The organism is Pseudomonas sp. TAE6080, assembly GCF_018732265.1.
GTDB classification, from domain to species: Bacteria; Pseudomonadota; Gammaproteobacteria; order Pseudomonadales; family Pseudomonadaceae; genus Aquipseudomonas; species Aquipseudomonas brenneri.
The window spans coordinates 86,309-101,920 of record NZ_JAHIDY010000013.1; the positions used below are offsets into that span (position 1 = coordinate 86,309).

The 15,612-nt window shown below is 61.7% G+C and carries 14 protein-coding genes; all 14 read right to left on the reverse strand.

Features of this window, described 5'->3' with window-relative positions; translation table 11 throughout:
* Nucleotides 1-79: 79 nt before the first annotated feature.
* The 14 genes from KL786_RS12295 to KL786_RS12360 all read right to left on the reverse strand — a co-directional run bounded on the left by KL786_RS12295 (nucleotide 80) and on the right by KL786_RS12360 (nucleotide 15,547).
* On the reverse strand, nucleotides 80-406 hold the full coding sequence (locus KL786_RS12295; RefSeq protein ID WP_215517761.1) for a PA3694 family proteiin: 327 nt from the start codon (nucleotides 404-406) through the stop codon (nucleotides 80-82).
* Nucleotides 403-1,317, reverse strand: coding sequence for an alpha/beta hydrolase (locus KL786_RS12300; protein WP_215517762.1), 915 nt, complete (start codon nucleotides 1,315-1,317; stop codon nucleotides 403-405). The genes KL786_RS12295 and KL786_RS12300 overlap by 4 nt, the downstream gene beginning before the upstream one ends.
* Nucleotides 1,318-1,431: 114 nt before the next feature.
* Nucleotides 1,432-2,709 carry a flavohemoglobin expression-modulating QEGLA motif protein gene (locus KL786_RS12305; protein ID WP_029300170.1) on the reverse strand — a complete coding sequence of 426 codons (1,278 nt, stop codon included), beginning with the start codon at nucleotides 2,707-2,709 and terminating at the stop codon, nucleotides 1,432-1,434.
* 21 nt (nucleotides 2,710-2,730) lie between these two features.
* Nucleotides 2,731-3,279: a hypothetical protein gene (locus tag KL786_RS12310; protein WP_215517763.1), complete on the reverse strand. Its 549-nt coding sequence runs from the start codon at nucleotides 3,277-3,279 to the stop codon at nucleotides 2,731-2,733.
* A gap of 155 nt (nucleotides 3,280-3,434) precedes the next feature.
* Nucleotides 3,435-4,151 (reverse strand): TetR/AcrR family transcriptional regulator, encoded by a 717-nt coding sequence (locus tag KL786_RS12315; RefSeq protein WP_029300174.1) that lies wholly within the window; start codon nucleotides 4,149-4,151, stop codon nucleotides 3,435-3,437.
* Between the two features lie 108 nt (nucleotides 4,152-4,259).
* Complete coding sequence (gene lysS, locus KL786_RS12320; RefSeq protein WP_032858210.1) at nucleotides 4,260-5,762, reverse strand: lysine--tRNA ligase; 1,503 nt, start codon at nucleotides 5,760-5,762, stop codon at nucleotides 4,260-4,262.
* A 63-nt stretch (nucleotides 5,763-5,825) separates the two neighbouring features.
* Nucleotides 5,826-6,921 (reverse strand): peptide chain release factor 2 gene (gene prfB, locus KL786_RS12325; protein WP_104911704.1). Its coding sequence is split into 2 segments (ribosomal slippage): nucleotides 5,826-6,848 and nucleotides 6,850-6,921, totalling 1,095 coding nucleotides; the frame shifts between segments, so codons are not numbered across the junction.
* Nucleotides 6,922-7,098: 177 nt separating this feature from the next.
* A complete protein-coding gene (locus KL786_RS12330; protein ID WP_215517764.1) occupies nucleotides 7,099-8,100 on the reverse strand; it encodes a diguanylate cyclase domain-containing protein in 1,002 nt (333 codons plus the stop codon).
* Between the two features lie 51 nt (nucleotides 8,101-8,151).
* The gene (locus tag KL786_RS12335; protein ID WP_215517765.1) at nucleotides 8,152-9,162 is read right to left on the reverse strand and encodes a chemotaxis response regulator protein-glutamate methylesterase; all 1,011 of its coding nucleotides are present in this window, start codon (nucleotides 9,160-9,162) and stop codon (nucleotides 8,152-8,154) included.
* Nucleotides 9,159-11,447: a hybrid sensor histidine kinase/response regulator gene (locus tag KL786_RS12340; protein WP_215517766.1), complete on the reverse strand. Its 2,289-nt coding sequence runs from the start codon at nucleotides 11,445-11,447 to the stop codon at nucleotides 9,159-9,161. Before KL786_RS12340 ends, KL786_RS12335 begins: the two co-directional genes overlap by 4 nt.
* Nucleotides 11,444-12,142, reverse strand: coding sequence for a chemotaxis protein CheW (locus KL786_RS12345; protein ID WP_215517767.1), 699 nt, complete (start codon nucleotides 12,140-12,142; stop codon nucleotides 11,444-11,446). The genes KL786_RS12340 and KL786_RS12345 overlap by 4 nt, the downstream gene beginning before the upstream one ends.
* Nucleotides 12,139-13,404, reverse strand: a complete 1,266-nt coding sequence (locus tag KL786_RS12350; RefSeq protein WP_215517768.1) for a CheR family methyltransferase — start codon at nucleotides 13,402-13,404, stop codon at nucleotides 12,139-12,141. Before KL786_RS12350 ends, KL786_RS12345 begins: the two co-directional genes overlap by 4 nt.
* Complete coding sequence (locus tag KL786_RS12355) at nucleotides 13,401-13,925, reverse strand: chemotaxis protein CheW (protein WP_215517769.1); 525 nt, start codon at nucleotides 13,923-13,925, stop codon at nucleotides 13,401-13,403. The genes KL786_RS12350 and KL786_RS12355 overlap by 4 nt, the downstream gene beginning before the upstream one ends.
* Nucleotides 13,925-15,547: a methyl-accepting chemotaxis protein gene (locus KL786_RS12360; protein WP_215517770.1), complete on the reverse strand. Its 1,623-nt coding sequence runs from the start codon at nucleotides 15,545-15,547 to the stop codon at nucleotides 13,925-13,927. Before KL786_RS12360 ends, KL786_RS12355 begins: the two co-directional genes overlap by 1 nt.
* Nucleotides 15,548-15,612 lie beyond the last annotated feature (65 nt).

Consider the following 15,612-nt stretch of genomic DNA (forward strand, 5'->3'; position numbering starts at 1 on the left):
AAAGGGTTACTTGTCAGCAACGCTGACAACCCAATCAGTGGCGTCATACGCAATATGGTTCCAAAAACTACCGGCCGGCTTACTGCTGCAGTTGCGGGGTTTCCTGGCCCATGCAACGCACCGCCTGCTTCTTGTTGTTCACCAGCACGCCCGTCAGGCCTTTTTGCTCGGTGTCGAACAGCACCAGCACACCGTCAACACACTGCGCCACCTGGGGAGCCGGCGTGAGGGAGACTTTATAGTCCTCGCCAGGAACGGTCTTGAGCATGGTGAAGTCGCTGAGCAGCAACGCATCCTCGGGCTTGGCGAAGTGCAGGTAGCCGTAGTACCACAGGCAGCCGACGGTGCCGATGATAGTGCCGATGCCGGTGAGGATCAGGGGGATCATGTTGCGTTCTTCGCTCATTGCGGGCTCTCTGATGATTCAATGTTGGAATTGGGCGCTGCCGGGTAATTGGGAATTTCCCCCAGGCGGCGCAGGCCATTGAAATGCTGCGGGTCGTCAAGATAACGCAGCATCACGGTTTGCCAGGTCTTGTCGGCAAAAGTCTGCACATGCCCACCCCGGGTCAGTTGCAGCACCCTGGGCGGCGGCGCAGCTTGATACAGGCGGATGCCGTTGGAAAGCGGCACGATCGGGTCATCCAGACTGTGGAACAGCAGTTTCGGCACGCCAACCAGGTGTGGCATGGCGTGAATCGCACTGTCGGTGTCTGGTACCAGCCACGACAACGGCACCTGAAACGGCCATGTTAACCAGGAAGTACTCAGGGCGAATTGCCCTACATCACGATAACTGGCGGGTACACCGTCCAACACCAGCGCCTTGAGCCGAGGCTGGCGCTCGGGATGGGCTGCCAGGTAATGCACGGCCAACGCCCCGCCCAGGCTCTGGCCGAGGACTATCAGCGGCTGGCCCTGGGTTGCGGGGGCCTGGTCGAGCCATTGGAAGGCCGCGTCCAGGTCCAGGTAGATGGCCGGCAACGAAGGTTTTCCTTCTGATACGCCATAGCCGCGATAGTCCAGCATCAGCACTTGATAGCCCTGGGCTGGCAGCCACCAACTGCCACCCAGGTGCCCGGACAGGTTGCCACCGTTGCCGTGCAGGTGCAGCACTGTGCCCTTGAGCGGCACGCCAGGCTTGGCCGGCAACCACCAGGCCCGCAGTTTCAAGCCATCGGCGGTGGTCAGGGTGATGTCACGGTATTCCAGGCGCGCCTGCTGCGGGGTGAATGGCAGGCCAGGCTCTGGGTAGAACAGCAGCGAGCTGCAACCGTTGAGGGTCAGGAGCAGGCATAGAATGCCGAGGAGTCTCATCCGTTGAAACCTCGCAAATGGGGTTGGAAATCGACAGGCCGATGAAGATCAAAAAATGTGGGAGCGGGCTTGCTCGCTCCCACATTTTGGCTTGGCCTCCTTCAGGGATATTGCTTAGAGGATATTGGAGTAATCCGCCTCGATCCGGTCCAGGCTCAGGTGGTTGAGGAAGTTGGAGAAGCACATCCACGCCGACAGCGCGTTCATATCGCGGAACTGGTCCGGCAGGTATTTGGGCGGGACCACCAGGCCTTCGTCCACCAACTGGCGCAAGGTGCGCATGTCTTCCAGGGTGGTCTTGCCGCAGAACAACAGCGGCACTTGCTCCAGCTTGCCTTTGCGCACGGCCAGCTGGATGTAGTTGTAGACCATGATAAAGCCCTTGAGATAGGACAAATCCTTGGTAAACGGCAGGCCCGTCGGCGTCGAGCCACGGAACACCCGGCTGGCGTTGCCATAGCTCTCGGCCATTTCAAAACCCTGCTCGCGAAAGAACTCGAACACCTGCAAGAAGTCCGCGCCCTCTTCCACCATATGGATCGCGCGGGTGCGATTGGTCAGCTTGCGCAGGCGGCTGGGGTAGGAGGCAAAGGTGATGATCTCCATCAGGATCGCCAGGCCTTCCTGGGTCACGGTCGAGGACGGCGGGCCCTTGGACAGGAAGGTGCAGATCGGCTGGTTCTGGCCATTGAGCGTGGTGCCGACGTGGACCAGGCCTTCGTGGACTTCCAGGGCCCGCACATCGCGCTCGTTGAACATCGCATCGGCGCGGATCTTGATGTAGTCGGCACCCGCCGCCGCATCCGCGACGATACCGTCGGACTCAAATACGCGGATGGTCTCCTCGGCCTCGCCAAACACCTTGTTCAAGCGGCTTTGCAGCAGGCTCACGGCATCCTTGGCAGTCAGGGTCTTGGCTTCGTCCTTGAGATCGCCACGGCCGTCGATGTTGTTCAGGTAATCGGAAAGCATCAGGCCCAGGTCGGCCAGGGTCGGGTCGCCGGCATGGAATGCATCGGACGCGGCGCCGTAGAGCTCCTGGGAAATCAGGCCGAAGTCCTCGGTGCCACGGGCTTCGAGCATGCGCACCACCATGCGGTATTCCTTGCACATGCGCCGCATGATTTGCCCGACCGGGTTGAACTGGCCCAACTGGCGAGTGATATCGCGCTCGATGTTCTGGAACTCCAGCTTCACCTTGCTCGAATCGAACGACAATGGCCGGTTCAGGTAATAGTCGCGATCCACCGCTGGCATGTGCTTGCCTTTGCCCTGGAGGAAGCCTTTGCGAATGTTGTCGTCCCACTTCACGGCGTCGAGGACGCGAATCGGTGTTTGCGCCAGCACAATGCGATCGGACAAGGTGCGTATCGTCTGCTGGTAATCGTCCACCCGGTGCTTCCTCTTTAAACGTTATTTGCCCACGCGCTGATAGCGCACGGCTTCGACAAACACATCGGCGTTGGCCGGATCGTCCAGGTAAGCCAGGACCTGGTTCATGGGGCTGTCGATCAATATCCCATCACCCTCGGCGGTTTCCACGCTGCTGCCCATCAGGATTTTCTGCGCGATGGCCTGGTTGACCGCCTCGGGATCGAGGTTATAGACCACCAGTTCGCGGGCATCATTCAACTCGAAGCCCGCGAGGATAAAATGCCCGCCCAGCTTGTCTGGCAGCGGCGCCGACAAGTACCAGCGGCTGCCATGGCGGGACACGCTGAACTCATACTCATCGCGTTTGACCGGCTTGGCCTGCGAGGTGCTCACCGCCTTGTAGCGATGCTCGCCCGCGCGGCTGATCTGCAGGTTGAGCGGTTCGCCCCAGGCGTTCTTGCTGGCCCACTTGCCCAACAGCGCCTCAGGCGCAGCCTCGCTGGCCGGCAAGGGCTCCTTGAAGGTCACCAGGCAGCCACTGAGCAACAGGAACGACATTGCGACTACCAGTACACGCCAAGCTTTCATCGGACACTCCAGCAATGAGCGATCTTCTGTAGGAGCGAGCTTGCTCGCGAAAAGCCTGAGGGCAACGCGGGGAGTCAGGTTCCCCGCGTTATCGTTAACGCCCTTCGCGAGCAAGCTCGCTCCTACATGGGCAGGTCCATAGTGCTGCAAAAACCTCAGACCGAAGCCAGCACCAAGTGCATGTAGCGCTTGAGAATTTCCAGCATCTCTTCACCAGTCAGCGCCTCTGGTTCGAACAGCAGGCCCTGATATTCCATCCGACTGATAATCGCCGTCAACACTTTGGCATCTTGCTGAGGTTCGCGGGAGCCCAGGACCTGGAAAAACTGGCAAGTGCCCTGCAACAAAATCTGCTGGTGAGAGCGCACCAACTCGCCCAGGCGCGGGTTCAACAAAGCCTCCTGGCGAAACGCCTGTTCGGCCATCAGGTACTCGCGGCGGTTGAGCAGTTGGCGCAGGACGTAATCGGCGGTCAGGCGTGCAATATCATCAGCCAGTTGCGAGCGCGACTCGGCACTGCCATCACCGTAGGCCACCATCTCGCGCAACAGGCCCTCGTTGCGCACCCACAACTTGCCCATGAACGCCGCACTGCGCTCCACATACTGGGCAAAGGTGTCGGTAAGCAGGTCGTCGATGTCCTTGAAGTAGTAGGTGGTGGCCGACAACGGCACGCCAGCCTCCGCCGCCACTGCCCGATGGCGCACCGCCCGTACGCCATCGCGCACGACAATGCGCATGGCCGCGTCGAGAATATCCTGGCGACGCTGCTCACTGCCCTGGCGGCTGGCCTTGCGCCCCTGGTACTGAACACTTTCAGCCACGGCAGCCGCAATGCCAGCGGCGCCTTCTTGAGCCATTACGCGCTTCACGAAAGATCGTCCTCTCACTCAACAATAGTCTGACGCCGTACGCTTGACGTTAGTACAGGCCACACAAAAAAGCCGCCTTAGAAAAGGCGGCTTCGGGATTCGCTAGGGTTACGCTTGCGGCCGCATGTGCGGGAACAAGATCACATCGCGGATCGATGGGGAGTTGGTCAGCAACATCACCAGGCGGTCGATACCGATGCCCTCACCGGCTGTCGGCGGCATGCCGTACTCCAGCGCCCGCACGAAGTCGGCGTCGTAGTGCATGGCTTCGTCGTCACCCGCGTCCTTGTCGGCCACCTGGGCCATGAAGCGCTCGGCCTGGTCTTCCGCGTCATTCAACTCGGAATAGGCGTTGGCGATTTCGCGACCACCGATAAACAGCTCGAAACGGTCGGTGACGTTCGGGTTGTCATCGTTGCGACGGGCCAGCGGCGAGACTTCGAACGGGTACTGGGTAATGAAGTGCGGCTGTTCCAGCTTGTGCTCCACCAGCTCTTCGAAAATCATCACCTGCAACTTACCCAGGCCTTCGAAGCCCAGCACCTTGGCGCCGGCTTTCTTGGCGATGGCACGGGCCTTGTCGATGTCGTTCAGGTCGTCAGCGGTCAGCTCAGGGTTGTACTTGAGGATCGAGTCGAACACCGACAGGCGTACGAACGGCTCGCCGAAGTGGAACACCTTGTCGCCGTACGGCACGTCGGTGCTGCCCAGGACCAACTGCGCCAGCTCGCGGAACAGTTCTTCGGTCAAGTCCATGTTGTCTTCGTAGTCGGCGTAGGCCTGGTAGAACTCCAACATGGTGAATTCTGGGTTGTGACGGGTCGAGACACCTTCATTACGGAAGTTGCGGTTGATCTCGAACACCTTTTCAAAGCCGCCAACCACCAGGCGCTTGAGGTACAGCTCCGGCGCGATACGCAGGAACATTTCCAGGTCCAGTGCGTTGTGGTGGGTTTCAAATGGCTTGGCTGCCGCGCCGCCCGGAATGGTCTGCAACATCGGGGTTTCGACTTCAAGGAAGTCGCGCGCCATCAGGAAGCTGCGGATGTGCGCGATCACTTGCGAACGCACACGGAAAGTCTGGCGCACTTCTTCGTTGACGATCAGGTCGACGTAGCGCTGGCGATAACGCTGCTCGGTGTCGGTCAGGCCGTGGTGCTTGTCCGGCAGCGGGCGCAGCGACTTGGTCAGCAGGCGCACGTTGGTCATTTCCACGTACAGGTCGCCCTTGCCGGAACGGGCCAGGGTGCCTTCGGCGGCAATGATGTCGCCCATGTCCCAGGTTTTCACCGAGGCCAGGGTTTCTTCCGAAAGGGTCTTGCGGTTGACGTAGACCTGGATGCGCCCGGTCATGTCCTGGATCACCATGAACGAGCCACGGTTGAGCATGATGCGACCCGCCACCTTGACCGGGATCGCAGCCTCTGCCAGCTCTTCCTTGGTCTTGTCCGCGTATTGCTTCTGCAAGGCATCGCAGTAGTTTTCGCGGCGGAAGTCGTTGGGGAAGGCGTTACCCTTGGCGCGCTCGGCAGCAAGCTTTTCCTTGCGCAGGGCGATCAGGGAGTTTTCTTCCTGTTGCAGGGCTTGCGGATCGAGTTGTTGGTCGCTCATGTCTTTAAATTTTCCATCAGGTTCGTTGTCCCCGGCGTAGGCCGGGGATCGCCTACAATCTTTTTACAGGCCGGATTTCAGGCTGGCTTCCAGGTATTCGTCGATGTCGCCGTCGAGCACCTTGTCGCAATCGCTGCGTTCGATGTTAGTGCGCAGATCCTTGATCCGCGATGCATCAAGCACATACGAACGGATCTGGTGCCCCCAGCCGATATCCGACTTGGTGTCTTCCAGCGCCTGGGAAGCGGCGTTGCGCTTCTGCATTTCCTGCTCGTACAACTTGGCCCGCAGCATTTTCATGGCGGTGTCTTTGTTCGCGTGCTGGGAACGTTCGTTCTGGCAGCTGACCACGGTGTTGGTCGGTACGTGGGTGATACGTACGGCCGAGTCGGTGGTGTTTACGTGCTGGCCACCGGCACCGGAGGAGCGGTAGGTGTCGATGCGCAGGTCGGCCGGGTTGATCTCGATTTCCACCTTGTCGTCGATCTCTGGCGAGACGAAAACGGCGGAGAACGAGGTGTGGCGACGGTTGCCGGAATCGAACGGGCTCTTGCGCACCAGGCGGTGTACGCCGATTTCGGTGCGCAGCCAGCCAAAGGCGTATTCACCCTTGATGTGCACGGTCGCACCCTTGATACCGGCGACTTCACCGGCCGACAGTTCCATGATGGTTGCTTCGAAACCGCGCTTGTCAGCCCAGCGCAGGTACATGCGCAGCAGGATGTTGGCCCAGTCCTGGGCTTCGGTGCCACCGGAACCGGCCTGGATATCCAGGTAGGCGTTGTTCGGGTCCATTTCGTGGCTGAACATGCGGCGGAATTCGAGTTTGGCGAGGTTGTCCTCGAGACGGGCCAGCTCGGCGACGACATCGCCCACTGCGCCTTCGTCGTTTTCTTCGACGGCCATGTCCAGCAGGTCGCGGCAATCGCCCAGACCGGTGTTCAATTCGTCGAGGGTATCCACGATCTGCGCCAGCGCAGCGCGCTCGCGGCCCAGTTCCTGGGCGTATTCAGGTTTGTTCCAGACAGCCGGATCTTCAAGCTCGCGATTGACTTCGGTCAGACGCTCATGCTTTTGATCGTAGTCAAAGATACCCCCGAATAGTTTCGGAGCGCTCGGACAGGTCCTTGATGGTGTTAAGGATCGGGTTGATTTCCATGGCGGGCAGCACTCGTTGGCGAACTTTTGAAAGCCGGCGAGTATAACGGCAAAAGGCCGAAAACGGCAGTCCGCTTGGCCGAAAAGGCTGGGTTTGTGCGATATCTACAGACTGATAAAGACCCAATGTGGGAGCTGGCTTGCCTGCTCCTACATTGGGTTGGCGGTGTTCTGTGGGTTATTCAATCCCCACCTGGTTGCGCCCATTGTGCTTGGCCAGGTACAACCCCTTGTCCGCCGCCGAGATCAACTGCCGGCAATCGGTCCCCAACAGCGGCGTCATGGTCGCCAAACCAATGCTGATGGTCAGGCTCGCACCATCGGCCGGGGCTATGTGCGGGATCTTCAGGGCCGCGACGGCCTGACGCAGTTTCTCGGCCACCAGTCGCGCACCGCCAGGCGAGGTATTGGGCAGCACCAGGGCAAACTCCTCGCCCCCGTAGCGCGCCGGCAGGTCCGAAGGACGGCTGCTGGCATCGCGAATGGTCGCCGCTACCTTGCGCAATGCTTCGTCACCTTCCAGGTGGCCAAAGCTGTCGTTGTAGGTCTTGAAGAAGTCCACGTCGATCATCAGCAACGACAACTGGGTCTGGTCACGCATGGCGCGCCGCCATTCCAGCTCCAGGTACTCGTCGAAGTGCCGGCGGTTGGACAGCCCGGTCAAACCGTCGGAGTTCATCAACCGTTGCAGCACCAGGTTGGTGTCCAGCAACTGTTGCTGGCTGACCCGCAGCGCGCGATAGGCCGCGTCCCGCTGCAGCAGGGTCATGTACGAGCGCGAGTGGTAGCGGATGCGCGCCACCAGTTCGATATTGTCCGGCAGCTTGACCAGATAGTCATTGGCCCCGGCGGCAAACGCGGCACTCTTGATCAGCGGGTCTTCCTTGGTGGAAAGCACGATGATCGGGATGTTCTGGGTCGCCGGGTGGTTACGGTATTCGCGCACCAGGGTCAGGCCGTCCAGCCCGGGCATGACCAGGTCCTGCAGGATCACCGTCGGCTTGATGCGGATCGCCTGGGAGATGGCCTGGTGGGGATCGGCACAAAAGTGGAAGTCGATATTCTCCTCTTGGGCCAGACCGCGCCGCACGGCTTCGCCGATCATCGCCTGGTCGTCGACCAGCAACACCATGGCGGCGTTTTCGTCGGTCTTGAAGTCGTCGAGCTGTAAATCATTCATTTGCAGTCACCTGAATTACTACGTGCAGGCCAGGACAGCGAGTTATATCGGTCATTTTGCGAATACCTCCAGCAATCGTGGCGCAATTCTGTCCAATGGGCGAATCTCAACAGCGGCATCAATCGCCGCCGCCGCTTTGGGCATGCCGTAAACTGCACAGCTCTGCTGATCCTGAGCGATGGTCAGATAGCCCTGCTGACGCATCAATTTGAGTCCCTGGGCCCCGTCGCGTCCCATGCCGGTCAGCAATACGCCGATGGCATCGCCGTTCCAATGGCTGGCGACGCTCTCGAAAAACACGTCGATGGACGGCCGATAAATCTCGTTCACGGGCTCCGCCGTGTAGGCCAGCGTGCCATTTTTCAGCAGCCGGATATGATGATTGGTGCCGGCCAGCAATACCACGCCGCTTTGGGGTGGCTCTCCCTCACGCGCCAGACGCACCGGCAGGCCCGAGGCGCTGCTCAGCCACTCGGCCATGCCGGCGGCGAACACCTGATCCACATGCTGCACCAGCACAATGGCTGCCGCAAAGTCCCGAGGCAAGCCCTTGAGAAGGATTTCCAGCGCCGCCGGCCCGCCTGCCGAAGAGCCTATGGCCACCAGGCTGCGGCGCTTGCCCGTACTTCGCGGATGCACCGGCTCGGCCCGCACCCGGCTGCCGCGCTGGCCAATCAGCCAGCCAATGTTGAGGATCTTGCGCAGCAAGGGGGCTGCCGCCTCCTTGGCATCACCAACGCCCAGCGCCGGGGTGTCCACCACATCCAGCGCGCCATGCCCCATGGCTTCGAACACGCGGCTGACATTCTGCTGGCGATCCACGGTAACGATAACAATAGCGCATGGCGTCTCGGCCATGATCTGCCGGGTCGCCTCCACGCCATCCATCACCGGCATGATCAGGTCCATCAGGATCAGATCCGGGGTCAACTCGGCGCAGCGTTGCACAGCTTCCAGGCCATTGGTGGCAACCCACACCACTTCATGGGCCGGCTCGAAGCTCAAGGCCCGACGCAGAGCCTCGACCGCCAGGGGCATGTCATTGACGATGGCGATCTTCATGCCCGGGCGCCTCCAATCAACTCCACCACTGCGTCCAGCAGGGCGTCGTCATGGAAGCTGGCCTTGGCCAGGTAATAATCGGCACCGGCATCCAGGCCACGACGCCGGTCTTCTTCACGATCCTTGTAGGACACCACCATCACCGGCAGCGATTGCAGGCGAGTGTCACGGCGCAACAGAGTGACCAATTCAATACCGTCCATACGAGGCATATCAATGTCAGTAATCAGCAGGTCGAAGTCTTCGGAACGCAGAGCATTCCAGCCATCCATGCCATCGACGGCGACCGCTACGTCATATCCACGGTTAAGTAATAGCTTGCGCTGCAATTCGCGCACGGTCAGCGAGTCATCCACTACCAGAATGCGCTTGCGCGCGGCCTCGACCGTTTGCTGGGCGCGACGTGCAATGCGCTCCAGGCGACCGGTGTTGAGCAACTTGTCCACCGAACGCAGCATGTCCTCGACATCGACGATCAACACCACCGAGCCGTCATCGAGCAGCGCGCCGGCAGAAATGTCCTGCACTTTGCCCAGCCGATCGTCCAACGGCAGCACCACCAGCGTGCGCTCACCGATAAACCGCTCCACGGCAATCCCGTACACCGCATCCCGCTCGCGGATCACCACGACCTTGAGGGTGTCCTGAGTGTTTTGCCCCGGCGGGCGCTGCAACAACTGGCTGGCTGCGACCAGGCCGACATGCCGGCCCTCATGCCAGAAATGCTGGCGGCCTTCCAATTGCACGATTTCGTCGGGTTCCAGGTCACACATGCGCTCGATATGGGCCAGGGGAAAGGCGTAGGCTTCTTCGCCGACTTCAACCACCAGGCTGCGCACCACCGACAAGGTCAGCGGCACTTCCAGGTGAAAGCGGCTGCCCTGCCCCGCCGCCTGCTCCAGCACCACTGCACCGCGCAATTGGCGGACCATGTGCTGCACCGCATCCAGGCCGACGCCGCGCCCGGAGACCTCAGTAACCTTGTCGCGCAGGCTGAAGCCCGGCAGGAACAGGAACGTCAGCAGTTCCTCCTCGCTCAAGCGCAAGGCGGTTTCCAGCGGCGAGAGGTTGCGTTCGACAATACTGGCGCGCAGGCGTTCCAGGTCGACACCGTTGCCGTCATCGCTCAACTCCAGCACCAGCAGTCCCGCCTGGTGCGAGGCGCGCAGGCGGATCAGGCCCTCGGCCGGCTTGCCCGCCAGCAGGCGCTGCTCGGGCATCTCGATGCCGTGATCGACGGCATTGCGCAACAAATGGGTCAGCGGCGCTTCAAGTTTTTCCAGTACATCGCGGTCAACCTGGGTCTTCTCGCCTTCGATTTCCAGGCGCACCTGCTTGCCCAGGCTGCGGCCGAGGTCGCGCACCATGCGCACCTGCCCCGCCAGCACATCGGCAAACGGCCGCATCCGGCACGCCAGCGCCGTGTCATACAGCACCTGGGCGCGTTGCCCGGCCTGCCAGCCAAACTCATCGAGCTCGGCGGTCTTTTCTGCCAGCAGCAACTGCGCTTCGCTCAGCAGGCGGCGGGCGTCGGCCAGGGCTTCCTGGGCTTCGAGGTTCAAGTCGAGAGTCTTGAGCTGCCCATCGAGGTTGTCCAGGGCCCGGGCGCCGTTGCTTTGGATACGCTTGAGGCGTTGCAGGCTGGACAGGTACGGCTTGAGCCGCTGGGTTTCCACCAGGGATTTGCTGGACAGGTCCAACAGACTGTTCAAACGCTCGGCAGTAACCCGCAAGACGCGCTCGCCACCTTCGGTCATGCGTTTGCTCTGGCGCGGCGCATCACTGTGGATGGGCGCAACGACCTCCGGTTCCAGGGGCAGTAACAGCGATTCCTCAAGGGGCGGCAGCGGTTGCGGAATAGGCACGGGCGCAGGCGCAACCTTGGCGGTCGGCTGTGACGGATCGAGCAAGCGCTCCATCAGCGCCACATATGCCTCGATATCGGCCGGGCCCACGGTATTGCCCGGCGTGGCGATGCGCATCAGCAGGTCAGTGCCCTGCAACAATGCGTCGATATGTTCGGGTTGCAGGTAGAGCCGGCTCTCCTGGGCGCTGACCAGGCAGTCTTCCATCACATGGGCCACGCTGACGCCGGCGTCGACCCCGACAATCCGCGCCGCGCCCTTGAGCGAATGCGCCGCACGCATGCAGGCTTCAAGCTGGTCGGCCTGGGTCGGGTTGCGTTCCAGGGCCAGCAGGCCGGCGCTGAGCACCTGGGTCTGGGCATCGGCTTCCAGGCTGAACAGCTCCAGCAGCGAGGCATCGCGCATCTGGTCGGGGGTCATGTGAGGCTCCGGGTCACGGCAGACAACAGTTGCGCCTCGTCCAGCCAGCGCAGGCTGCGGCCCTTGAACTGCAACACGCCCTGGGTATAGCGCGCACTGGCCTGGGTACCGGAGGCAGACGCCGCTTTCAAGGTGTGCTCGTCAATGGCATGGATGCCATCCACTTCATCCACCGGCACCACCACCGGCCCATCCTGCGCGGCGATGATCAACATACGCGGCATGATCCGCCCCCCACTGGGGCCGCCGGCGGTGCTGTCGAGCCCGAGCAACTCTACCAGGGACAGGCAGGCCACCAGTGCTCCGCGCACATTGGCAACCCCGAGCAGCGCCCGGGAGCGCTGGTGGGGCAAGGAGTGGATCGGCTGCAACGGCGCCACTTCCACCAGGCAGCGGGTGGCGATGCCCAGCCACTCTTCGCCCAGGCGGAACATCAGCAATGAACGGGTGGCGATCTCATCGTCGGCTTCTGTGCTGGCGTTGGGGTGACGGTCTTCCTGCTGCAAGGCGTAACGATCCAGCAGGCGAGTGGCCGCTGCGGAATACACCGCGCAGTTGCGGCAGTGGATATGCTCGGCCAGCAACGGGCAGGATTTATCACCATGGATCCCAATGCGGTTCCAGCAATCGTCGATGGCCTGGGTATCGGCTACCGTCAGGTCCAGGTCGGTGTCCGGGGATGCGGAGCTACTCATCGTTTACGCTCACTGTCAGCGGCTCGCTCGCTACGGGCGGCACGGGCTTGCAAGCGCCGTGCCCCCGCCGTATCGCCCTGGGACTCCAGCAACGCGGCCAGGTGCATCAAGGCCTGCGGATGCTGGGGTTCCAGGTACAAGGCTTTTCGATAATACCCCTGGGCTTCCAGGGCGCTACCCGCCACATCACTGAGCAAGCCCAGCCAGTAGAACACCTGGGCCGCCGGTGGATGGTTCTGCAGGTAGCGCTCGCAGGCAGCACGGGCCTCAAGGCTTTTGCCTTCATTGGCCAGGGTCGCGATCTGACCAAGCAGATCGGCGGCATCCGAGTGCTCGGGCGCAGGCTTGATCGGTACCACCGGCGCCGCGAATGCACTGAACGGTCGGGGTTTGGTGGGGATCGGTGCAGCACTGCGCTGGGGTACCGGAGGCGGTATGGGGGCAAAGACCGGCTCAGGCGCGACTTCGGCATGACGACTGAAGGCAAACGACTGCGGCACACCAATCGAGCGCATGCCCAGGCGCCCCAGCAAGCTGCCTTCGGCTGGGCCGATAAACAGCACACCCTCAACGTGAGTCAGGCCCTTGAGCACTTCAAACACCTGCTTCTGGGTTGGCTGGTCGAAGTAGATCAACAGGTTGCGGCAAAACACGAAATCATAGGTCGGCTCATTGGCCAGCAATTGCGGGTCCAGCAGGTTACCCACTTGCAGCCGCACCTGTTCACGCACCCGGTCGGCAACGTGGTAGCCGTCCTCCTCAGCGCGAAAGTGCCGCTCACGAAACTCAAGGTCCTGGCCACGAAAGGAATTCTTGCCATACACCCCGCGCCGCGCCCGCTCCACCGACAGGGGGCTGACGTCCATGCCTTGCACCTTGAACTGGTGGGGCGAAAGGCCTGCATCGAGCAGGGCCATGGCGATGGAATAGGGTTCCTCGCCGGTCGAGCACGGCAGGCTGAGAATGCGCAGGGCGCGCATGTGCTTGATCTCGCCCAGCCGCGTCAGCGCCAGCCGCGCCAGGGTGGCAAAGGACTCGGGATAACGGAAAAACCAGGTCTCGGGGACGATGACCGCTTCGATCAGCGCCTGCTGTTCCTCACCGCTGGTTTGCAGGCGTTGCCAGTACTGATCGGCACTCAGCCCCTGCAACGCCTGGCTGCGCTGGCGCACGGCGCGCTCGATAATCGCTTCGCCCACCGAGGCGACGTCCAGGCCGATGCGTTCCTTGAGGAAGTCGAAAAAACGTTGGTCATTGCTCATCCCGCCGCCCCAACGTTCAGGTCGGGGGCAAACAGCAAGGCGCGGACCTCGGCGCTGAGCAAGTCACCCACCCCGATCCACTGCATCAACCCCCGTTCGTCTTCGCGCACCGGCCCCAGGTAGGGCGCCTGGCGATTATCCAGGCCATAGGCCTGGAAATCCGCCGGATCGCAGCGCAGGGTGTCAGTGGCCTGTTCGAGGATCAGCCCCAGCCAGCGCGACTCCAGCCAGGTTTCAGGCTGATAGTTGACCAGCACCAGCCGCGTACTGGTGCGGGCCTGGGCCAGCGTGCCAAAGGTCAGGGCGCTGAGGTCGATCACCGGCACCATTTTGCCGCGATGGGCAAAGATCCCGGCGACCCACATCGGCGCATGGGCGATAGGCTTGAGCGGCAGGCGCGGCAACACCTCGGCCACTTCCGTGGCCTTGAGGGCGTAGCGCTCGCTGCCGATATGAAACACCAGGAACAAGGCTTTTTTGGCTGCCGTCACGGCGCCGCGTTTCGCCGCTGGATCACTCATCAGACTTTGAAACGCGACACGCCGCTGCGCAGACCGACCGCAACCTGGCTCAATTCATCAATGGCAAAGCTGGCCTGGCGCAGGGACTCCACGGTCTGGCTGCTGGCATCGCCCAATTGCACCAGCGCATGGTTGATCTGCTCGGCACCGGTGGCCTGGGCCTGCATGCCCTCGTTGACCATCAGCACGCGCGGCGCCAGGGCCTGCACCTGGTGGATGATCTGCGACAGTTGCTCGCCCACTTGCTGCACTTCGAACATGCCGCGACGCACTTCTTCGGAGAATTTGTCCATGCCCATCACGCCGGCCGATACCGCCGACTGGATCTCGCGCACCATCTGCTCGATATCGTAGGTCGCCACGGCGGTCTGGTCGGCCAGGCGCCGCACTTCGGTGGCAACCACGGCAAAGCCGCGCCCGTACTCACCGGCCTTCTCGGCCTCGATGGCAGCGTTGAGGGACAACAGGTTGGTCTGGTCGGCCACTTTGACGATAGTGACCACCACTTGGTTGATGTTGCCGGCCTTCTCATTGAGGATCGCCAGCTTGGCATTGACCAGATCGGCGGCGCCCATCACCGAGTGCATGGTTTCTTCCATGCGGGCCAGGCCTTGCTGGCCGGAACCGGCGGCCACCGAGGCCTGGTCGGCGGCGGTGGACACTTCGGTCATGGTGCGCACCAGGTCCTTGGACGTGGCGGCGATTTCCCGCGAAGTGGCGCCGATTTCGGTGGTGGTGGCCGCCGTTTCGGTGGCGGTCGCCTGTTGCTGCTTGGAGGTGGCGGCAATTTCGGTCACCGAGGTGGTGACCTGCACCGACGAACGCTGGGCCTGGGATACCAGGGCAGTCAGCTCGGTCATCATGTCGTTGAAGCCGGTCTCGACGGCGCCGAATTCGTCCTTGCGCTCCAGGTTCAGACGCTTGCTCAGGTCGCCGGTGCGCATGGTTTCGAGGATATCGACGATGCGTTTCATCGGCGCCATGATCGCGCGCATCAGCAGCAGCCCACACAGGGCGGCGGCGAGGATTGCCAGGAGCAGCGAAACGCCCATGCTGATTTTCGCCGCGGCCACGGCGTCATCGATGGCGGTAGTGGCTTCATCGGCGATCTTTTTGTTCTCGTTGATGATGTCGTTGAGCTTCAAGCGCCCTGCGGTCCAGGCCGGGGTCAGTTGCTCGTCGAACATCTTGACGGCCTCGGCTTCCTTATTGGCCATGTGCAATTCCAGCACCTGGGCCAGCACCTTGTTGTAGTTCTGGTGCAGGGCTTCGAAGGCATCGAACTCGGTGCGATCCTGATCGAGATTGATCGTGCTGACGTAGCTGGCCATGTGCTGCTCAAGGCGCTGCTCAAACGACTTGTATTCCTGCTTGTCGGCTTCAGAAACCCCCAGGTGCTCACGCAACCCGATCAGCTCCTGAGTCTGCAGGTAGCTGTCGACCCAGGCGCTGCGGATCATCGAGCTGAAAAACACCCCTGGCACTGCGTCGTCGCGCACCTGGTTTTCACTCGTTTCGATCTTCAGCAACCGTGAGTACGAGACCACAACCATCAGCAGCATGATGGCGATAATGACCGCAAAGCTCGCCAAGATGCGTTGGCGCAAGGTCCAGTTCTTCACAGTATTTCCTCAAGGGCCGATCAAATGCCGAGGAGTATAGCTGAGGCAGTGCCATCATTTATCAA